The sequence below is a fragment of the Pseudomonas sp. IPO3747 genome (assembly GCF_013385245.1).
Classification (GTDB): Bacteria; Pseudomonadota; Gammaproteobacteria; order Pseudomonadales; family Pseudomonadaceae; genus Aquipseudomonas; species Aquipseudomonas edaphica.
This window is the reverse complement of sequence record NZ_JACAQL010000023.1, coordinates 16,186-35,943: the sequence shown is the minus strand read 5'-3', so window position 1 is coordinate 35,943 and position 19,758 is coordinate 16,186. Positions and strand designations below refer to the sequence as shown.

The following is a 19,758-nucleotide window of genomic DNA, read 5'->3' as shown; positions in this document are numbered from 1 at the left end:
CCTGTCGCCTTCTCTGCGGCGCGGCCTCATTAAGCCAAAAGCTTAATTTCCCCCCTCCATAAATGATTACGTCATTCCTATATGAATCTGACTGAACTCAAGCAAAAGCCGATTACCGACCTGCTCCAATTGGCCGAAGAAATGGGCATAGAAAATATGGCCCGTTCGCGCAAGCAGGACGTGATTTTCTCCCTGCTCAAAAAGCACGCGAAAAGCGGCGAGGAAATCTCCGGTGATGGCGTGCTGGAGATTCTCCAGGACGGCTTCGGCTTCCTCCGCTCTGCAGACGCTTCCTATCTCGCCGGCCCAGACGATATTTACGTCTCGCCGAGCCAGATCCGTCGCTTCAACTTGCGCACCGGTGACACCATCGTCGGCAAGATCCGTCCTCCGAAGGAAGGCGAGCGTTATTTCGCCCTGCTCAAGGTCGACACGATCAACTTCGATCGTCCTGAGAACGCGAAGAACAAGATTCTCTTCGAGAACCTGACGCCGCTGTTCCCGACCGTGCGCATGAAGATGGAAGCCGGTAACGGCTCCACCGAAGACTTGACCGGTCGTGTCATCGACCTGTGCGCCCCGATCGGCAAAGGCCAGCGCGGCCTGATCGTCGCACCGCCGAAAGCCGGTAAGACCATCATGCTGCAGAACATTGCAGCGAACATCGCGCGTAACAACCCGGAAGTTCACCTGATCGTATTGCTGATCGATGAGCGCCCGGAAGAAGTAACCGAAATGCAGCGCACCGTGCGCGGCGAAGTGGTTGCCTCGACGTTCGATGAGCCGCCAACCCGCCACGTGCAGGTTGCCGAAATGGTGATCGAGAAGGCCAAGCGCCTGGTCGAACACAAGAAGGACGTGGTGATCCTGCTCGACTCCATCACCCGTCTGGCGCGTGCCTACAACACCGTGATCCCAAGCTCCGGCAAGGTACTCACCGGTGGTGTCGATGCCCACGCCCTGGAGAAACCAAAGCGTTTCTTCGGTGCTGCGCGCAACATCGAAGAAGGCGGCTCGCTGACCATTATCGCCACCGCGCTGGTTGAAACCGGCTCGAAGATGGATGAAGTGATCTACGAAGAGTTTAAAGGTACCGGTAACATGGAACTGCCTTTGGACCGTCGTATCGCTGAAAAGCGTGTGTTCCCTGCGATCAACATCAACCGCTCCGGCACCCGCCGTGAAGAGTTGCTGACCGCCGACGACGAACTGCAGCGCATGTGGATCCTGCGCAAGCTGCTGCACCCGATGGACGAAGTAGCCGCCATCGAGTTCCTCATCGACAAGCTGAAAACCACCAAGACCAACGACGAGTTCTTCCTGTCTATGAAGCGTAAGTAATACTACGGTTCAGGTCTGAGAAAATGGTGCCCTTGAAGGGTGCCATTTTTTTTGCGCCAAACAGGGAGGTTTGTGTGCCGAGAGTGTCAGTAAAGAAACAAAAATGGCGAGTACGCCTACGCTCTCTTCAATTTGTATCAGGCTGATTACGATTTATGACCGCTCTTGCTTACCGAAGAGACATTGATGGCCTGCGCGCCATTGCTGTCCTGGCTGTGGTTTTGTTCCATTTTGGGGTTCCCGGCGTTACTGGCGGTTTCGTCGGCGTTGATGTGTTCTTCGTGATTTCAGGTTTCCTGATTACCTCGATCATCTGGCGCGAGCGTGAAGCGGGGCGTTTCAGCTTCGTCGATTTCTGGGCGCGACGGGCACGGCGTATCCTGCCGGCTTTGCTGGTCATGATGTTTACGTCATTGGTGGCTGGTTGGTTCTTAATGGCGCCCAAAGACTATTCGGAATTGGGACGCTCGATACACAACCAAGTGGTGTTCATCTCCAATCTGTTCTTCATGCGCCAGGACGGCTATTTCGACACGGCCTCCGACATGAAGCCGATGTTGCACACCTGGTCGCTGTCGGTTGAAGAGCAGTTCTACATTGCCTTCCCACTCTTGCTGGCGCTGTTGTCGAGCTGGCTGAAGCAGTGGCGCAGCGCCTTGTTTGTGTTGCTGCTGGTGTCGTTTGCGGCGAGCGTGTGGGCGGTGGCCAATGAGCCGGACAAAGCCTTCTTCCTGCTGCCCATGCGTGCCTGGGAATTGTTGGCCGGGTCCATGCTGGCTGTGATGCCAGTGCGGGCAGGGCGGGCAAGTCCCCTGTTGGCGCAAGCTGTGAGTCTGTTCAGCCTGGGCCTGATTCTGGTGGCGGTATTGGGCTACAACGCCAACACCGCGTTCCCTGGGGCGGCGGCTTTGTTGCCTGTATTGGGTGTGGTGGGGTTGATTTGGGCTAACGGCCAACACCCAACCTGGGTAGGGCGCTTGCTGGGCAGTCGCGTGCTGGTGGGCATCGGGCTGATTTCCTATTCGTGGTACCTGTGGCACTGGCCGGTGCTGGTGTTTGGCAAGTACGCGAGTATTTTTGGCCTGCCCTCCTGGGCGCTGGCGGGTCTGTTCGTCTTGAGCCTGGTGCTGGGTTATGTGTCCTGGCGGTTCGTCGAGGGGCCGTTTCGTGAGCGGCGCCTGCTGGCGGGTCGTCGGTCGATTCTGATCGCGGGCGTGGTCGGGCTCGCCGGGCTGGGTCTGATCGGCAAAGGCCTGGTGTGGTCGGATGGGTTTGCATCGCGGCTGTCGCCCCAGGCGTTGCAGTTCGCCCAAGCGTATACCTGGAGCCCCACGCTGATTAAGTGCCTGTCGGATGACAAGAAAGACCCGAACCGCAAACTTTGCCATTTTGGCCCGCAGGCGAGTGCTGCCCGCGCATTGGTCTGGGGCGACAGCCATGCCTCGGCACTCATCCCGGCGTTGAACGACGGCTCGCGCAAGTACGACTTCGGCATCACTCAGGCCGGTTACGCCGGGTGCCTGCCGTTCGACCGCAAAGAAAACACCCCAGGCTGCCGAGCGTTCAACGAGCGTGTCACCCAGTTGTTGAGCAAGGAACAGTTCAGTGATGTGGTGCTGGTAGCCCGCTGGAGCCTTTACGTTTATGGCCAGCGCTCCGGCGACACCGGCGCTTCCCTTCATGACCCGCAAACGGGCAAGTACGACCGCGCCGTCGCTGAACGGCTGTTTGCCGAGGGTGTGAGTGCGCTGGTGCAGCAACTGCGTGCCAGCGGGCACAGGGTGTGGCTGGTCAAGGAGGTACCGCTGCAGGCTTTCAACGTGCCTTACCGGCTCAGCCGCCTGGCGATGCTGGGACGCCCGACCGACCGCGAAGGCTTGCCCCTGGCCGAGCACGTCGAGCGCCAGGCCTATATCAGCAGCGTTTTTGAGCGCATCGCCGCGGCAGACCCCGGTGTGCAACTCATGGACCCCGCGCCCAAGCTGTGCGAGACGAATGGCTGGTGCCGGGTCGAGCGCGATGGCCAGTCGCTGTATACCGATGACAACCACCTCTCGGCCGTAGGCACGCGTTATGTGGAAGGGTTCCTTGAGCCCTTCTTCCACACCATGCGTAATGAGTCCGTTGAGTCGGGTGTGAGTCGCAATGACGTGCAATAAGCTGCCAGCGCTCTTAAGAGCAGGTAGGATGTACGCCTATTTTACGGGTGGCATGGTTAATGAAATTCAAGGATCTTCGGGATTTCGTGCAGCAACTTGAGCAGCGCGGAGAGTTGAAACGTATCCAGGTGCCGGTTTCCCCGGTGCTGGAAATGACTGAGATTTGCGACCGTACCTTGCGCAACAAGGGCCCGGCGCTGCTGTTCGAAAACCCGACCGGCTTTGATATTCCGGTGCTCGGCAACCTGTTCGGCACGCCCGACCGTGTTGCGTTTGGCATGGGCGCCGAGTCGGTCAGCGAGCTGCGCGAGATCGGCAAGTTGCTGGCCTTCCTCAAGGAGCCCGAGCCACCCAAGGGCCTCAAGGACGCCTGGTCGAAGCTGCCGATCTTTCGCAAGATCATTGCCATGGCGCCCAAAGTGGTCAAGGACGCGGTGTGCCAGGAAGTGGTCATCGAAGGCGATGACGTCGACCTGGCCATGTTGCCGGTGCAGACCTGCTGGCCGGGCGATGTCGGCCCGCTGATCACCTGGGGCCTGACCGTCACCAAAGGCCCGAACAAGGATCGCCAGAACCTGGGGATCTACCGTCAGCAAGTGATCGGCCGCAACAAGGTGATCATGCGTTGGCTGAGCCACCGTGGCGGCGCGCTGGACTTCCGTGAGTGGTGCGAAAAGCACCCAGGCAAGCCGTTTCCCGTGTCCGTGGCCCTGGGCGCCGACCCGGCGACCATCCTCGGCGCCGTGACGCCGGTGCCTGACAGCCTGTCCGAATATGCCTTCGCCGGCCTGCTGCGCGGCAACCGCACCGAGCTGGTGAAGTGCCGTGGCAATGACCTGCAAGTGCCGGCCACCGCCGAAATCATCCTCGAAGGCGTGATTCATCCGGGCGAAATGGCCGATGAAGGCCCTTACGGTGACCACACCGGCTACTACAACGAAGTCGACAGCTTCCCGGTGTTCACCATCGAGCGCATCACCCACCGCATCAAACCGATCTACCACAGCACCTACACCGGCCGCCCGCCGGATGAGCCGGCCATCCTTGGTGTGGCGCTCAACGAAGTGTTTGTGCCGATCCTGCAAAAGCAGTTCCCGGAAATTACCGACTTCTACCTGCCGCCCGAGGGCTGCTCGTACCGCATGGCCATCGTGACCATGAAGAAGTCGTACCCAGGCCATGCCAAGCGGGTAATGCTCGGTGTGTGGTCGTTTTTGCGACAGTTCATGTACACCAAGTTCGTTATCGTCACTGACGACGACATCAATGCCCGGGACTGGAACGACGTGATCTGGGCCATCACCACGCGCATGGACCCCAAGCGCGACACGGTGATGATCGATAACACGCCGATCGACTACCTCGACTTTGCTTCGCCGGTATCGGGCCTGGGCTCGAAGATGGGCCTGGATGCCACCCACAAATGGCCGGGTGAGACCACCCGCGAGTGGGGTCGGGTGATCGTCAAGGATGACGCTGTGACCGCACGTGTTGATGCGATCTGGAAAGAATTGGGAATAGATTGATGCGTGTAACCCTGCAACCTTCCGGCGCCGTACTGGAGCTGGTCCCTGGTGAGCGAATCCTTGAAGGCGCGCGTCGCCTGGGCTACGAATGCCCACAGGCGTGTCGCAATGGCGTGTGCCATGTGTGCGCCGCGCTGCTGGTGGAAGGCCGGGTGCAGCAAGCCGGTGAGGTGCGCGACCATGGTGAGTTCTACACCTGCATCGCCGAGCCGTTGGAAGATTGCATTGTGTTGTGGGATGGCGTGCTGGCGCCGGGAGAGTTGCCGTTGCGCAAGTTGTCGTGCCAATTGAGTGAGTGCGTGGACGTCGGTGGCGATGTATGGCGCGTGCGCTTGCGTGCGCCGGCCGGGAAGGCGGTGCGTTACCACGCCGGGCAATACCTGATGATCGAGCGTGACAACGGCGATAAATCGGCGTTTTCCCTGGCCTCGGCGCCCCATGCCGGGCGCGAGCTGGAACTGCATGTGCTGGTTCGCGAGGACAGTGCGCGCAATTTGATCGAGCAGTTGCAGCGTAACCAGATGGCCCGTGTTGAACTGCCGTTTGGTGATACGCACTTGGCCGAACTGCCGGACGGGCCGCTGGTGTTGATCGCTGCCGGCACCGGCATGGCGCAGATGCACAGCCTGATCGAACATTGCCGCGCCTCGGGCTTCAAGCACCCTGTGCACCTGTATTGGGGCGTACGCCGCCCGGAAGACTTCTACGAAATCGAACACTGGGAGCAATGGCAGCAACTGCCCAACCTGTTCCTGCACAAAGTGGTCAGCGACCTGTGCGGTTGGGAAGGGCGCTGCGGGCTGCTGCATGAGGCCGTGTGTGAAGACATCAGCGACCTCAAGGCGGTGCACGTTTACGCCAGTGGTTCGCCGGCGATGATCTACGGCACGCTGGACGCATTGGTCGACGCCGGCATGGATGCACACCAGATGCGCGCCGATGTGTTTGCCTACGCGCCACGCCCTTGAAGCCTTGAGCTGAACCAGTGTGGGAGCTGGCAAGCCAGCTCCCACATGGGTAGGCGGCGTTCCTAGAAACGCACGCCTGCCGTCAGCATCGCCGCATTGAACCCCAGTAACACCAACTCACTGGCCACCGGGCCGAAGTGAACCCCCACAGACGGAATGATCGCCGGTGCAACGCCATAACGGTTGAGCGGGATTTTGTCGCGGTACTTACCGCGATAGCCCTGTAGCGCGCCCGCGGTCACCTTCATATAAAACGGTGAGTCGCCAATATCGTAACGCTTGCCGGCGTAGACGTAATACGAGCGCTGGCTGAACGAGTTGCGAAACGTCGCCCCGCCATACACCAACCCCGACGCCTCGTTACGTTCCAGGTTGATCAAGTCCTGATTGTTGTTGTGCTTTGGGTCCGGCGAAAAATGCTTGGTGTAGACACTGGTCTGGGCGTACCAGAAACCTTTGTCGTCATTGGCGGCGGCCTCGGAAGCCAGAGCAGTGGTGGTTTGCAGCAAAAGCAGCAGACCGGAAAAAAGGTATTTCATGGTTCGACCTCGATAGTCGTTTGAAGAAGCGGCTAATGTGGGTCGCTAAACATCTGCAGTTTGGCGGCTTATGTTGGGCATGACCTGAACCAGCGCTGAAAACACGGCCGCCTATGCTTATGCAATTAAGGTATTTTAGATGTAGGAATAATCTCATTAAGCTATAAGGCAACGGACTACCGCCTTATCGTCAATAACCAGTAACTGACCGCTACCGCCCGCCAGCCGGACCGATCGTGTGAACTCAGAGCATTGAAGCTTTGATTTTTTGATTGCCGGGCTTGAATGGCAGGGGAGCGGTATGGGGAGTTACAAGAAACATGCGTACACAGCTATTTTGTCGGCCAATTTGCTGACTGCTGTGGGATTCAATCCGGTCTGGGCGGACGCAACAGCCGCCGATGCACCAAAACTCGACACCGTGATCGTCACCGGCACCCGTGCCCAAGAGCGCACCGCCAGTGCTTCGTTGTCGCCCATCGATGTCATTTCCGGTGACACATTGCGCAGCACCGGCTCCGATGAGCTGGGCGCGGTGTTGGCGCGCCTGATTCCTTCCATCAACTTCCCGCGCCCCAGTCTGGTGGACGGTGCCGAACTGGTACGCCCGGCGCAGTTGCGCGGTTTGTCGCCGGATCAGGTGTTGGTGCTGGTCAACGGTAAACGCCGCCACACCAGTGCTTTCGTCAACCTGGGCGGGGCCGTGGGGCGCGGTTCGGCGCCAGCGGATTTGAATGCGATCCCGCTGTCGGCGGTCGACCATATCGAAGTGCTACGCGACGGCGCGTCGGCGCGCTATGGCTCGGACGCGATTGCCGGGGTGATCAACGTGATCCTCAAGCACGACGACCACGGCGGCTCTGTCTCGACCAAATTTGGCGAGTACAAGAAGGGTGACGGCATCCAGCGCAACGTCAGCGGCAACACCGGGTTTGCCTTGGGCGAAAACGGCTTTATCAACGTTTCGGGCGAAGGCGCCGACAACGACTACACCAACCGCGCCGGCGACGATTTCCGCCCTGGCAGCGTGGGTTCCACCACCTATGGTCAGCGCGTGTTCCGTCAGGGCGAGCCGGCCACCAATGAAGGCAAATTCCAGTTCAACTCCGAATATTCCTTCAACGATGCAGCCGAGTTCTACACCTTCGGTGGGTATAGTAAGCGTCGTGGCGAAACGGCGGCGTTCTATCGGGCGAGCAACGCGTCCAACAACATCCCGGCGCTCAACCCCAATGGCTACCTGCCGCTGATCAAGGGCAATCTTGAAGACACGTCCTTGGTGGTCGGCCTGCGCGGCTTGCTGGCCTACGATTGGCATTACGACCTGTCGGCCAACTATGGCAAGAACCAGTACGAACTGGGCACCGAAACCATCAACACCTCACTCGGCCAGGCCACTCCGCGCAAATTTAACAACGGTACCCTGAGCAACGATCAGCGCCAGGTCAGCCTGGACCTGTCCCGTGAGTTCGACGTGGGCTTTTTGCCGTACCCGGTGTCGTTGGCTTTTGGCGGCGAATACCTGCGCCAGGGTTATCAAATTGAAGCGGGCGAGCCGGCGTCCTACTACCAGACCGGCAGTTCGGGCCTGGGTGGGTTCCGTGATGCCGACGCCGGTAGCACCTCGCGGCACAACTGGGCTCAGTATCTGGACCTGGAAACCAACTTCACCGAAAAACTCAGCGCCTCAGCCGCCGTACGTCATGAGGACTACAGCGACTTCGGCTCCAACGTCAGCGGCTCGCTGTCGGCGCGTTATGACTTCACCCCGCACGTCGCCTTGCGTGGCAGCATTTCCAATGGTTTCCGTGCGCCATCCCTAGCCCAGCAGAACTTTGCCTACACCTCGTCACAGCTGATCGGCAACACCATCCAGGAAGCTGGCACCTTCCCGGCCAACAGCCAGGTCGCCCGCCTGTTGGGCGCCGAAGACCTGAAGGCCGAGAAGTCGCGCAATTACAGTCTTGGCCTGGTGCTGGAGCCGGCCGATGACCTGACCGTGACGCTCGATGTGTACCGCATCGACATCCGCGACCGCATCAGCTTGTCATCCAACCTCAATCTCAACCCGGCGACTATCGCTTACCTGCAAGCCAATGGCGTCGGCAACATCAACTACACCAGCGCCCGCTACTTCACCAACGCCACCGACACCAGCACCGACGGTGTCGACCTGGTGGCCAACTATCGCTACCCGTTCGATAACGGCATCCGCTGGAACAGCACCGTGGGCTACAACTACAACCACACCAAAGTCACCGACGTGAAGCCCAACCCGGCGATTCTGGACAGCCTGGGCGCCAACCTGGTGCGGGTAGACCGCCGTGAGCGCATTGGTTTGCTGGGCGATACCACGCCGCAGCACAAGCTCAGCCTGGGCAACGACTTCACCTACGGTCGTTGGGCGCTGCACAGCAACCTGGTGCGCTATGGGGAATTCACCAGCTACCAGGCCGACAAGGTCAACGACCAGACCTTCAAGGCCGCCTGGGTGCTGGACCTGTCGGCAGACTATAAGTTGAAGAACTGGACCTTCACGTTGGGCGGCGACAACATCACCGATAAATACCCGGAGAAGGTCAATGCCTATGCCAGCAGCGGCGGCAACCTCGCCTACAGCACTTTTTCGCCGTACGGTTACAGCGGCGCGTTTTATTACGGTAAAGTTGCTTACAACTGGTAACACGCAGGGGACCTAAGCGATCCGCCATGACCGTTATTGAAACCGATCTGTTGCAATTGGCTTACCCTCCGCGGCTCGATCTGGGGCCGCAACTGACTCACGAGCAATTAATGAGTTCGATGCAGGCCACCATGGCCAGGCATAAGGGCGGGCCGGTCTGGCTATTCGCTTATGGTTCGCTGATCTGGCGTCCCGAATGCTCGTCGACCCAGCGCATGCGCGCACGGGTTCACGGTTATCACCGGGGTTTGTACCTGTGGTCACATGAGCATCGAGGCACGCCGGAGTCGCCAGGGTTGGTGTTCGGCCTGGATCGCGGCGGTTCTTGCAGCGGGTTTGCCTACCGCTTGCCGGAAGACCAGCTTGAGGCCTCGCTTTATGCCTTGTGGCAGCGCGAGATGCCTTACCCGTCGTACCGACCGCACTGGCTCAGCTGCCGCCTGGAAGATGGCAGCCAAGTGCAGGCGCTGGGGTTTGTGTTGGAGCGGCACTTGCCCAGCTATGCTGGCAACCTGCCCGATATCGTGCTTAACCACGTGTTGGAAAGTGCTTGCGGGCGTTACGGCACCACTCGCGATTATGTCGAGCAGACCGTGAACGCCCTGCGTAGCCACGCCATGCCAGATAAAAACCTGGAGGCGCGGCTCAAGCGTTGTGCCAAAGACTGCGGCGGGAATTAACGCGCCGCGCTGACGCTGTTGGTGTGCCACAGCGTCGGGATCAGGAACGCGATCGCCAACAGGCATGCGCCCACCAGCAACACAAACCCACCGTCCCAGCCGAAATGGTCCACGGTGTAGCCCATGGCCGCACTCGCTGCCACCGAACCACCCAGGTAGCCGAACAAGCCCGTGAAACCAGCAGCGGTGCCCGCGGCTTTCTTCGGCGCCAGTTCCAGCGCCTGCAGGCCGATCAGCATCACCGGGCCGTAGATCAGGAAGCCGATGGAGAACAGCGCAATCATGTCGACCATTGGGTTGCCTGGCGGGTTGAGCCAGTAAACCAGGGTCGCCACGGTGACCAACGCCATGAACACGATGCCGGTCAGTCCACGGTTGCCACGGAAGATCTTGTCCGACATCCAGCCGCACAGCAGCGTGCCTGGAATGCCCGCCCACTCGTAGAAGAAGTACGCCCACGAGGTTTTATCCACGTCGAAGTGCTTGGCTTCTTTGAGGTAGGTCGGTGCCCAGTCCAGTACGCCGTAGCGCAGCAGGTAGACGAACACGTTGGCGAAGGCGATGTACCACAGCATTTTGTTGCGCAGCACGTACTTGACGAAGATTTCCTTGGCGCTGAACTCGTCTTCGTGGCTGGCGTTGTAGCCTTCCGGGTAGTCGTTCTTGTACTGCTCGATGGGCGGCAGGCCGACCGATTGCGGGGTGTCGCGCATGGTGATGAAGGCAAATGCCGCCACGGCCAATGCCACGGTCGCCGGCACATAGAACGCTGCGTGCCAGTCGTTGAACCACGCCATACCCAGCAGGAACAGCGGGCCGATCAGGCCACCGCCGACGTTATGCGCCACGTTCCACACCGACACCACGCCGCCGCGTTCTTTCTGCGACCACCAGTGCACCATGGTGCGCCCACTCGGCGGCCAGCCCATGCCCTGGGCCCAGCCGTTGATGAACAGCAAAATGAACATCATGGTTACGCTGGACGTCGCCCAAGGTGCGAAACCGAAAATGAACATCACCCCGGCCGATATCAACAGGCCAAAGGGCAGGAAGTAGCGTGGGTTGGAGCGGTCGGACACCAGGCCCATCAAGAACTTGGACAAGCCGTAGGCAATCGCGATGGCTGACATTGCCAGGCCCAGCTCGCCACGGGTGTAACCCTCGTCGATCAGGTACGGCATGGCCAGCGAGAAGTTTTTGCGCAGCAGGTAGTAGCCCGCGTAACCGAAGAAAATACCGGCGAAGATCTGCCAGCGCAGCCGTCGATAGGTACTGTCTATTTTTTCTTCAGGCAGGGGCGCCTGGTGTGCGGCAGGACGAAAGAAAGCAAACATTCAAGAGCTCCAAATTTCTTGTTTTGACTGCGGATGCGAATGTTACAGTTTCGTTACCGAAAATAGCATCGCCTCTTATCTGCAAACACAGGAAATTGGAGCGATTGCATGTTCTCTTACGAACATGTCGCTAATAGATAAGTGTGGGTCGGTATCAGGTCTTAAGACCTAAAGAGATCAACTGTGGGAGCTGGCTTGCCTGCGATAGCGGTCTATCAATTGCAGCTGTGTGAGCTGACCCGCCGCCATCGCAGGCAAGCCAGCTCCCACATGAACCGCATTCAGCGGGTCTGGACGACAACCTTTCCCACAGCCCTGCGTTGCCCCAGGTCATTGATCGCCTGCGCAGCCTGCTCAAGCGGGTAAGTCTGCGACACCAACGGCTTCAACTTGCCCTCGCCATACCAGGTGAACAACTGCTGGAAGTTCGCCGCATTGTCCTGCGGCTGGCGCTGGGCGAACGAGCCCCAGAACACCCCGACTACCGACGCACCCTTGAGCAGCGCCAGGTTTACCGGCAGTTCGGGAATGCGCCCGCTGGCAAAGCCCACCACCAGCAGGCGTCCGTTCCAGGCAATGCCACGTACGGCCTGGTCAAACAGGTCGCCGCCGACGGGGTCGTAGATCACATCGACACCATTGCCGTCGGTCAGGCGCTTGATCTCGTCTTTGAGGCTGGCTTCGCTGTAGTTGATCAGCTCATCCGCACCGGCCGCCTTGGCCACGGCGAGTTTGTCGGCGCTGCTGGCGGCGGCAATCACCCGGGCGCCCATGGCTTTGCCGATTTCCACCGCCGCCAGGCCCACGCCGCCGGAAGCGCCGAGCACCAGCAGGGTTTCGCCAGGTTGCAGGTTGGCGCGTTGTTTCAGTGCATGCATCGAGGTGCCGTAGGTCATGCTGAAGGCGGCGGCAGTGGTGAAATCCATGCTCGGCGGGATCGGCAGCACGTTATAGCCCGGCACCGCGACCTGCTCGGCAAAGCTGCCCCAACCGGTCAGGGCCATGACCCGGTCGCCGACGTTGAGGTGGCTGACCTTTTCACCCACTTCGCTGACCACACCGGCCGCTTCGCCACCCGGCGAGAACGGGAAGGGCGGCTTGAACTGGTACTTGCCCTCGATGATCAAGGTGTCCGGGAAATTCACCCCGGCCGCGTGCACGTCCAGCAGGATTTCGTTCTTCTTGATCGCGGGGCTGGCGATCTCTTCCAGCACCAGGGTTTCGGCGGGGCCGAAGGCTTTGCACAGCACAGCTTTCATCGGACTATTCCTTTTGGCGTCGTGGCCGATAAGTGTAGGAGGGTACGCCCGTGGGTCAACGAGCATGCCTGGCCCTGATAAGTCGCCATAAGCTTGTACTCAGCCTTGCTAGCGTTATGCTACCCGGCAACCGAATTCGAGGAATGAACTGTGAAAGCGTGGATCCTGTTGATGCTCGCCCTGACCTTGCCGTTGGCAGCCCAGGCCGAAGAAGCGAAAGAAGGCGAGGCGCCGAAGGTCAGCTATATCAGCCTGACCCCACCCTTTGTGGGCAATTACGGCCTGGATGGCACGGCAAAACTGCGGGTCTACAAGGCCGACATCGCCCTGCGCGTGACCGGGCCTGAAGCGGCTGCGGCTGTCAAAGCCAACGACCCGTTGATTCGTAACCAACTGGTGGCGCTGTTTACCCAGCAGACCAACGAAGCCATGAGCACGGTCGAAGGCAAAGAAAAGCTGCGCCAGGAAGCCCTGAAGCAAACCCAGCAAGTCATGAATGACGAGACCGGCAAGCCGGTGGTGGAAGACCTGTTGTTCAACAACTTGATCATCCAGTAAGTCGCTGCGCGACTATCGCGGGCAAGCCCGCTCCCACAGGTGAATGCATTCCAAGGGTGGGAGCGGGCTTGCCCGCGATGGCGCCGGTACAGACGCTTCAGGAAGCCAGGCTTTTACGAAACCTGGCCAAGGCCACCGCAAAAAACACCAACCCAATCCCCACCAACGCCAGCAAATCCGGCCACACCACACCCACGCCCGCATCACGAAACAGTATGGCCGCGCTCAAACTCACAAAGTGCGTCGACGGCGAGCCCTGCATCACCCATTGCAACCACTCGGGCATGCTGTCCAATGGCGTACTGCCGCCAGACAGAAGCAGCATCGGAATAATCACCGGAATCGCCAGCAAGCCAAACTGAGGCGTCGAACGCGCAAGGGTGGCGAGGAAGATCCCCAGTGCCGTACTCGCAAACAGGTACAGCGCCGTCACCAGCAAAAACAGGCTCAAAGACCCGGCCAGCGGCACACCGAGCAAGCCTTTGACTACCAGCTCCAGCGACAGCCACGTACACAGCACCACCACCAGCATGTTGCTCCAGATTTTTGCCAGCATGATTTCCAGCGCGGTCAGCGGCAGCACCAGCAAATGGTCGAGCGTGCCGTGCTCACGCTCGCGCAGCAGCGCTGTGCCGGTGAGCACAATGGCCAGGATGGTGATGTTATTGACTATCTGGATCACCGCCAAAAACCAGCCGCCTTCCAGGTTGGTGTTGAACAACGCCCGTGTGGTCAGTCGCGCAGGCGTCTTGCCAGCCGCGTCGGTTTGCCCGCCGTAGCTTTGCAACTCACGCTGGAAAATCCGGCCGATATAGCCTGCGCCCATAAATGCCTGGCTCATCGCTGTGGCATCGACGTTCACCTGCACACCCGGCTGGCGCCCCGCCAACAGGTCGGCCTGGAAGTTGGCTGGCACATTGATCACGAAAGTGTACTCACCGCTGTCCATGACCTTGTCCAATTGGTCGTAGTCCAGTGGTGCAGGCGGTTGAAACTCGGGCGGCTGCAGCGCCTCGGCCATTTGCCGCGACAGCGCGCTGTGGTCCTCATCAACAAACGCCACGCTGGCGTTGTGCACACCAATGACCGAGCCAGCGGCGGGCATGTAGATCGCGACAGTGAAGGCGTAGAACAAAAACAGCAGCAATACGCTGTCGTGACGCAGGCTGGTCAATTCCTTGAAGCCCAGGCGCAGGATATGAGCGAGCTTGTGCATCAGGCCTCCTGCTTCTTGAGCATGATCAGGCTCAGCCCAGTGAACCCGACGAAAAACCCGAACAGCGCCAGGCATTGCGGCCACAACTGGCGCAGGTCCAGGGCCTTGGTGAAGGTGCCCACTGCGATATCCAGAAAGTGCCCGGCGGGGAATAACGTGCCCATCAGCGCGGCCGCGCCTTCCAGGGACGAGCGCGGTACGATAAGCCCGGAGAACTGGATGGTCGGCAGGCTGGTGATGATCATGGTGCCGAGGATCGCCGCGATCTGGGTGCGGGTGAACGCGGAAATCAGCAGACCCATGCTCGTCGTTGCGAGTACATACAACAGGCCGCCTACCGCCAGCGCCACGCCGCTGCCCTTGAATGGCACGCCGAACAGCCAGCGGTTCATCGCCACCAGCAGTGCCAGGTTCACCAGGCTAACGGCCAGATACGGCGCCTGTTTGCCCAACAGGAACTCCAGGCGCGTCAGCGGCGTGGCGTAGAAGTTGGTGATCGACCCCAGCTCCTTTTCACGCACGATGCCCAACGCGGTGAGCATTGCCGGGATAAACGCCAGGATCAGCGCCATCACGCCAGGGCCGATGGCGTTCACACTGACTACATCCTGGTTGTAGCGAAAGCGTGTTTCCAGCTTGGCGGCGGCTTGTGTGCTGCCGGGCAGGCTGCTCAGTTCGGCCAGTTGCTGGAGATTGCCTTGGTGCACCGCTTCGACGTAGTTACGGCTGGTTTCGGCGCGAAACGGCATGCCGCCATCGATCCACGCAGCCACGGTGGGTTGGCGGCCGGCGTACAGGTCGCGGCCAAAACCGGGTGGAATTTCCAGCGCCAGTTTGATTTCTGAACGTTGCAGGCGCCGGTGCAGTTCGTTGGCATCGCGGATGGGGGCTTGTTCGGCGAAGTAGCGCGAGCTGCGGAAGGCTTCCAGGTAGGCGCGACTTTGCGGAGTCTGGTCCTGGTCGTAGACGGCGAAGGCAAGGTTTTCCACGTCCAGGGAAATGCCGTAACCGAAGATCACCATCATGAACATCGCACCGAGCAGGGCGAAGGCCATGCGCACTTTGTCGCGCAACAGCTCTTTGCCTTCGCGGCTGGCCACGGCCAGCAGTCGGGCGATGCTGAAGCCGCGTTTGCTGACGGGCGGCGTGCTGCTTTCGCTGACGGTTTTGTTCGGCGCGGCAGGATCGGCTTCGCCTTGGGCCTGCTCCAGGCAGGTGACGAACGCGGCCTCCAATGTGTCGCCGTGGAATTGCTGTTGCAGTGCGTCGGGTGTGTCGCAAGCCAGCACTTTGCCCGCGTGCATCAGCGAGATGCGGTCGCAGCGCTGGGCCTCGTTCATAAAGTGGGTGGACAGAAAGATCGTCACGCCTTGCTCGCGGGACAACTCAACCAATAGCCGCCAGAAATCATCCCGCGCCGCGGGGTCTACGCCCGAGGTCGGCTCATCGAGAATCAGCACTTCGGGGCGATGCAGCACCGCCACCGCCAGTGACAAGCGCTGGCGCAGGCCCAGGGGCAACTCGCCGGAGGGTTGCTCGGCCACTTCACCGAGGTCGAAGCGCTGGATCAGCTCGTCGATACGCGGGCCGCTGTCGGCCTTGGGCAAGTCGAACAGTTGCGCATGCAGCACCAGGTTCTGGCGCACGCTGAGTTCGCCGTACAGCGAAAAGCTTTGCGACATAAAGCCCACGCGCTTGCGAGTGGCCAAATCCTTGGCATTCACCGGGTTACCCAGCAGCGTGGCGCTGCCTTCGGTGGCCGGCATCAGCCCGGTGAGGACTTTCATGGTGGTCGTCTTGCCGCAGCCGTTGGAGCCGAGGAAGCCAAATATCTCGCCGCGACCAATCGCAAAGCTGACCTTGTTCACCGCCGTAAAATCCCCAAAGCGCAGCGTCAGGTCGTGGGCTTCGATGGCGATATCAGTGTTGCCACTTTCGCGCGGCGGGATCACCAGCGGCTGGTTGTTGTGGGCGCTGTCACCCTGGAAATGAGTAAAGGCTTCATCGAGTTTGCCGCTGGGTGTAACGGCTGCCAGTTCGCGGCTCAGGCCGTCGGCGATCAGCTTGCCGCGATCGAGCATCAGGCAATGTTCGAACTGCTCGGCCTCTTCCATGTAGGCGGTGGCTACCAGCAGCGTCAGCTGTGGGCGCTCGCTGCGCACGGTGTCGACCAGCTCCCAGAAACGCCGCCGCGACAGTGGGTCGACGCCCGTGGTGGGTTCGTCGAGGATCAACAAATCAGGGTCGTGGATCAGCGCGCAGCACAGGCCGAGCTTCTGCTTCATGCCGCCGGACAATTTCCCGGCCGGGCGCTCGGCGAAGCGTGCGAGGTCGGTGGCCAGCAGCAGGTTGTGCATGCGTTGCTCGCAATCGGCTTTGGACAAACCGAACAGCGTGGCGAAGAAACGGATGTTCTCGCTGATGGACAACTCAGGGTAAAGGTTGCCGCCCAGGCCTTGGGGCATAAAGGCGATGCGCGGGTACAGGCTGTTGCGATGGCGGCGATCTTCGATGGAGCCGCCGAGCACCTCAAGCTGACCTGCCTGAAGTTTTTTGACCCCGGCGATCAGCCCCAGCAAACTCGACTTGCCCGCGCCATCCGGGCCGATCAACCCGCAACGGGTGCCCGCCGGCAGGCTGAAGGCAATGTCGATCAGCGCCTGTTGCTTGCCGTAACGGTGTTGGATGCCGGTGGCGTGCAGCGCCAGGCCGGTCATTGCAGGTTGGCCGGCCAGTCGATATCCGCCGTGCGCACATAACCCGCGCCAGGCATGCCCGGTTTGGCTTGTGGTACGGCGCTGGGTTGGGTCAGGCGCAGCTTGACGCGGAACACCAGTTTTTGGCGTTCGTCGCGGGTCTCAACCTCTTTTGGGGTGAATTGCGATTTGGCTGCAACAAAGCTGATTTTTGCCGGCAGCGGCTGCTGGGGCAGGGCGTCGAGCAGGATGCGTGCGTCGCTGCCAACGGTCAGGCGGCCGGTGACGGAGGCGGGCAGGTACAGGTTCATGTACTGATCATTCGGGTCAATCAGCAGTAACACTCTGCCGCCTGCGCCGAGCACTTCACCCGGTTCAGCCAGGCGCAATTGAATGATGCCGTCGATGGGCGCGCGCAGGCTGCTGTCGTCGATTTCGCTGGTGAGCTGGGCCACTTGGGCCTGCGCCGCGCCGATGGCCGCTTTCACTGCGTTGACTTGAGCCTGCGCTGCGATCACGGCCGCATTGCCGGTGTTCTGGCGTGCTTGCTGCTGGTCGATCAACTGGCTGCTGGCAAAGCCGCGCTTGTACAACTCCTGGGTGCGCTTGAGTTCCTGGTGGGCCAGCAATTGTTCGCTTTGGCGCAGTTGCACGTTGGCCTCGGCGGCGGCGAAGTTTTCCTTGGCGCGCAGCACTTCGGCTTCGGCCTGGGTGCGCTGAGCTTCAAGGGTGCGGGTGTCCATGCGTGCGAGCAATTGACCTTTGAGCACCTTGTCGCCTTCATCTACGCGCACTTCGGCCAGGCGCCCGGGGATCTTGGCGGCGATCTGCACTTCGGTGGATTCCAGGCGGCCATTGCCCATGCTCAGGCCTTCGGGCAGGCGGTCCTGAGTCGATCGCCAATAACCGAAGCCGCCGGCACCCAGCAACAAGGTGATGAGCGCAACGGCGAAAAGGCGCGACATAGTGTGATTCGTAGACATGACGGCATCCTGCGGCATTAGCATCCTAGTTTGACCGATACCGCCCGAAGGGTCTTGATACCGGTCAAATGAAGCGCAAGCCTAACCCGCTTGGCGTGCAGATGCATGCATCACAGGTGTGACCGCAGGGTTCTGCCTTTTCAGCGCAGGGCGAGTACCGCTGCCCATTGTTCGGCCGTCACCGGCATCACCGACAATCGACTGCCTTTTTGCACCAGCGGCAATTCGGCGAGGGCGGTTTGTTGTTTCAGGTAGCCAAGGCCCAGCACCTTTGCAAAGGTCTCGACGTGGGCCACGTTGAGTGCAGTCCACGGGTTTTTCTCAGGCGTGGCTTTGGCATCGAAGTAGTGGCTTTCGGGTTCCAGCGCAGTCGGGTCCGGATAGGCCGCCTCGACAATTTTGCCGATACCGGCAATGCCTGGCTCAGGGCAACTGGAGTGGTAGAAGAAAAACTCATCACCAACGGCCATGGCTCGCAAAAAGTTGCGTGCCTGATAGTTGCGCACCCCGTCCCAGCGCGTTTCACCGAGCTTTTCCAGGCCTTTGATGGAGAGTTCATCGGGCTCGGATTTCATCAGCCAGTAGGCCATTTTTGGGCTCCTGAAAAAGGCATTGGATAAGTTGTCAGGCAATTCCATGACAAACCGACAGTCGGTTGGCGTCAAGGTTTGCGTGTTGGGTCACGTTACCGCAGAATGCCCGCTTTTAAGCTTGACGCAGCTGCAACGGACTACTTTGGAACGTTGTTGTCATCGTGTACGAGGTGCCTGAAGGGGGGCAATCGATGCAACGTAAACCGGATTTACTATGGATTTTGGTTATTTTGTTTGGCCTGGGCGTCGTGACCACCGGATATGCCCAGAGCTTGTGGTCGAACAAGACCGATGCACCGGTTGAACTGGCTCAGCAGCAGCCACAACCGTTCAAGCGTTAACACTGCTTTTTAAGGCGTCGCTGGTTCCAGCGACGTTTCTGCGACATACCATTTTTTATCGGTGACCGTGCCAGCCAATGGCACATCCCAGCTTGCCTGTGCCAGGCGCTCGACCTTCTGACATTCATGGGCCAGGCCCAGCAGCGTGGGCTTGCGCCAGTTTTTGCGCCGAGCCAGGTAGGCCAGGCTGCGGTCATAAAACCCACCGCCCATGCCCAGTCGCCCACCCACATCATCGAAGCCCACCAGCGGCAACAGCACCAGGTCCAGCGCCCAAACTTGGCGCTGGCGGTTGGCATTTACGTGCGGCTCAAGGATGCGAAAGCGGTTGGGCAACAACTTATCTCCAGGCCGCACACGCTGGAACACCATCTTGGTGCGCGGCCAGGCACTGAGTACCGGCAGATAAGTGGCCTTGCCCCGGCGCTGCGCAGCGCGCAGCAGCAGACGCGGATCGATTTCACCGTCCGTGGGCAGATATAAAGAGATATGTTTGGCCCGGCGAAACAACGGGTGCTGTGCCAGTTGCCGATACAGGCCGTGAGCGGCCTTGCGCTGCTCGCTCGGCGTAAGCGCGCGGCGGGCTTTGCGCAACATGCGTCGAAGTTGCGGACGGGAAAGCGGCGCAGGTTCGGTCATGGATGTTCGGCTCATAAAACAATGCCAGTCCTGGGACTGGCATTGAGTTTGGGAATTCAGGCTCCCCGACAGAGCCGCTGTCGACTTAGCCCTTGAACCCGAAAGTTCAAGGTGGAAGATGCAGTAGGCTTTAAGGCTTTCCGTCTAGCGGACATGCACACCAGCCCAACGTGCAACTTCCAGGGTAGTGCGAATCGGCTCAGGGACATCGCCGACTGGCAAACACGCCAGGGAGTGGGGCGA

At 60.2% G+C, this 19,758-nt stretch carries 16 protein-coding genes and 1 other RNA gene; 8 read left to right on the top strand and 9 right to left on the bottom strand.

Annotated features, from left to right (window positions below; genetic code table 11):
* The first annotated feature begins 81 nt into the window (after positions 1-81).
* The 4 genes from rho to HX790_RS24640 all read left to right on the top strand — a co-directional run bounded on the left by rho (position 82) and on the right by HX790_RS24640 (position 5,994).
* Positions 82-1,341: a transcription termination factor Rho gene (gene rho, locus HX790_RS24655; protein ID WP_003176825.1), complete on the top strand. Its 1,260-nt coding sequence runs from the start codon at positions 82-84 to the stop codon at positions 1,339-1,341.
* Positions 1,342-1,496: 155 nt separating this feature from the next.
* Entirely contained in the window at positions 1,497-3,500 is a 2,004-nt protein-coding gene (locus HX790_RS24650) for an acyltransferase family protein (RefSeq protein WP_017135253.1), read from the top strand.
* Positions 3,501-3,559: 59 nt separating this feature from the next.
* Positions 3,560-5,026, top strand: coding sequence for a 4-hydroxy-3-polyprenylbenzoate decarboxylase (ubiD, locus tag HX790_RS24645; protein WP_176992324.1), 1,467 nt, complete (start codon positions 3,560-3,562; stop codon positions 5,024-5,026).
* Positions 5,026-5,994 carry a CDP-6-deoxy-delta-3,4-glucoseen reductase gene (locus HX790_RS24640; protein WP_056860765.1) on the top strand — a complete coding sequence of 323 codons (969 nt, stop codon included), beginning with the start codon at positions 5,026-5,028 and terminating at the stop codon, positions 5,992-5,994. The genes ubiD and HX790_RS24640 overlap by 1 nt, the downstream gene beginning before the upstream one ends.
* Positions 5,995-6,056: 62 nt before the next feature.
* Here the strand turns inward: HX790_RS24640 and HX790_RS24635 are convergent, their stop codons facing one another.
* Entirely contained in the window at positions 6,057-6,533 is a 477-nt protein-coding gene (locus HX790_RS24635) for a hypothetical protein (RefSeq protein WP_017135256.1), read from the bottom strand.
* 301 nt (positions 6,534-6,834) lie between these two features.
* Between HX790_RS24635 and HX790_RS24630 the strand changes: the two genes are divergently transcribed.
* Positions 6,835-9,216 carry a TonB-dependent siderophore receptor gene (locus HX790_RS24630; RefSeq protein ID WP_176992323.1) on the top strand — a complete coding sequence of 794 codons (2,382 nt, stop codon included), beginning with the start codon at positions 6,835-6,837 and terminating at the stop codon, positions 9,214-9,216.
* A gap of 26 nt (positions 9,217-9,242) precedes the next feature.
* Positions 9,243-9,896, top strand: a complete 654-nt coding sequence (locus HX790_RS24625; RefSeq protein ID WP_017135258.1) for a gamma-glutamylcyclotransferase — start codon at positions 9,243-9,245, stop codon at positions 9,894-9,896.
* Here the strand turns inward: HX790_RS24625 and glpT are convergent.
* Positions 9,893-11,230 (bottom strand): glycerol-3-phosphate transporter, encoded by a 1,338-nt coding sequence (gene glpT / locus HX790_RS24620; RefSeq protein WP_017135259.1) that lies wholly within the window; start codon positions 11,228-11,230, stop codon positions 9,893-9,895. The genes HX790_RS24625 and glpT overlap by 4 nt on opposite strands.
* Before the next feature lie 281 nt (positions 11,231-11,511).
* Positions 11,512-12,489, bottom strand: coding sequence for an NADPH:quinone oxidoreductase family protein (locus HX790_RS24615; RefSeq protein ID WP_017135260.1), 978 nt, complete (start codon positions 12,487-12,489; stop codon positions 11,512-11,514).
* Positions 12,490-12,639: 150 nt separating this feature from the next.
* Here HX790_RS24615 and HX790_RS24610 point away from each other — a divergent pair, with 150 nt between their 5' ends.
* The gene (locus HX790_RS24610; RefSeq protein ID WP_017135261.1) at positions 12,640-13,047 is read left to right on the top strand and encodes a flagellar basal body-associated protein FliL; all 408 of its coding nucleotides are present in this window, start codon (positions 12,640-12,642) and stop codon (positions 13,045-13,047) included.
* A 97-nt stretch (positions 13,048-13,144) separates the two neighbouring features.
* Here the strand turns inward: HX790_RS24610 and HX790_RS24605 are convergent, their stop codons facing one another.
* The 4 genes from HX790_RS24605 to HX790_RS24590 all read right to left on the bottom strand — a co-directional run bounded on the left by HX790_RS24605 (position 13,145) and on the right by HX790_RS24590 (position 18,532).
* On the bottom strand, positions 13,145-14,263 hold the full coding sequence (locus tag HX790_RS24605) for an ABC transporter permease (protein WP_017135262.1): 1,119 nt from the start codon (positions 14,261-14,263) through the stop codon (positions 13,145-13,147).
* Complete coding sequence (gene rbbA, locus HX790_RS24600) at positions 14,263-16,980, bottom strand: ribosome-associated ATPase/putative transporter RbbA (protein ID WP_176992322.1); 2,718 nt, start codon at positions 16,978-16,980, stop codon at positions 14,263-14,265. Before rbbA ends, HX790_RS24605 begins: the two co-directional genes overlap by 1 nt.
* Entirely contained in the window at positions 16,977-17,942 is a 966-nt protein-coding gene (locus HX790_RS24595) for an HlyD family secretion protein (protein WP_099550436.1), read from the bottom strand. Before HX790_RS24595 ends, rbbA begins: the two co-directional genes overlap by 4 nt.
* Before the next feature lie 140 nt (positions 17,943-18,082).
* Positions 18,083-18,532 (bottom strand): EVE domain-containing protein, encoded by a 450-nt coding sequence (locus tag HX790_RS24590; protein WP_099550293.1) that lies wholly within the window; start codon positions 18,530-18,532, stop codon positions 18,083-18,085.
* A 194-nt stretch (positions 18,533-18,726) separates the two neighbouring features.
* Here HX790_RS24590 and HX790_RS24585 point away from each other — a divergent pair, with 194 nt between their 5' ends.
* A complete protein-coding gene (locus HX790_RS24585; protein ID WP_010207387.1) occupies positions 18,727-18,876 on the top strand; it encodes a hypothetical protein in 150 nt (49 codons plus the stop codon).
* A gap of 9 nt (positions 18,877-18,885) precedes the next feature.
* On the opposite strand, the gene HX790_RS24580 is transcribed toward HX790_RS24585, so the two are convergent.
* Both HX790_RS24580 and ssrS read right to left on the bottom strand, forming a co-directional pair.
* A complete protein-coding gene (locus HX790_RS24580; RefSeq protein WP_099550294.1) occupies positions 18,886-19,515 on the bottom strand; it encodes a 5-formyltetrahydrofolate cyclo-ligase in 630 nt (209 codons plus the stop codon).
* 58 nt (positions 19,516-19,573) lie between these two features.
* Positions 19,574-19,752: non-coding RNA, 6S RNA (gene ssrS, locus HX790_RS24575), on the bottom strand.
* Positions 19,753-19,758: the final 6 nt, after the last annotated feature.

Bases quoted from the DNA above. Each gene is read 5' to 3' on its own strand.
- rho (WP_003176825.1), top strand. From the start codon at position 82: ATGAATCTGACTGAACTCAAGCAAAAGCCGATTACCGACCTGCTCCAA.
- HX790_RS24650 (WP_017135253.1), top strand. From the start codon at position 1,497: ATGACCGCTCTTGCTTACCGAAGAGACATTGATGGCCTGCGCGCCATT.
- ubiD (WP_176992324.1), top strand. From the start codon at position 3,560: ATGAAATTCAAGGATCTTCGGGATTTCGTGCAGCAACTTGAGCAGCGC.
- HX790_RS24640 (WP_056860765.1), top strand. From the start codon at position 5,026: ATGCGTGTAACCCTGCAACCTTCCGGCGCCGTACTGGAGCTGGTCCCT.
- HX790_RS24635 (WP_017135256.1), bottom strand. From the start codon at position 6,533: ATGAAATACCTTTTTTCCGGTCTGCTGCTTTTGCTGCAAACCACCACT.
- HX790_RS24630 (WP_176992323.1), top strand. From the start codon at position 6,835: ATGGGGAGTTACAAGAAACATGCGTACACAGCTATTTTGTCGGCCAAT.
- HX790_RS24625 (WP_017135258.1), top strand. From the start codon at position 9,243: ATGACCGTTATTGAAACCGATCTGTTGCAATTGGCTTACCCTCCGCGG.
- glpT (WP_017135259.1), bottom strand. From the start codon at position 11,230: ATGTTTGCTTTCTTTCGTCCTGCCGCACACCAGGCGCCCCTGCCTGAA.
- HX790_RS24615 (WP_017135260.1), bottom strand. From the start codon at position 12,489: ATGAAAGCTGTGCTGTGCAAAGCCTTCGGCCCCGCCGAAACCCTGGTG.
- HX790_RS24605 (WP_017135262.1), bottom strand. From the start codon at position 14,263: ATGCACAAGCTCGCTCATATCCTGCGCCTGGGCTTCAAGGAATTGACC.
- rbbA (WP_176992322.1), bottom strand. From the start codon at position 16,980: ATGACCGGCCTGGCGCTGCACGCCACCGGCATCCAACACCGTTACGGC.
- HX790_RS24595 (WP_099550436.1), bottom strand. From the start codon at position 17,942: ATGTCTACGAATCACACTATGTCGCGCCTTTTCGCCGTTGCGCTCATC.
- HX790_RS24590 (WP_099550293.1), bottom strand. From the start codon at position 18,532: ATGGCCTACTGGCTGATGAAATCCGAGCCCGATGAACTCTCCATCAAA.
- HX790_RS24585 (WP_010207387.1), top strand. From the start codon at position 18,727: ATGCAACGTAAACCGGATTTACTATGGATTTTGGTTATTTTGTTTGGC.
- HX790_RS24580 (WP_099550294.1), bottom strand. From the start codon at position 19,515: ATGACCGAACCTGCGCCGCTTTCCCGTCCGCAACTTCGACGCATGTTG.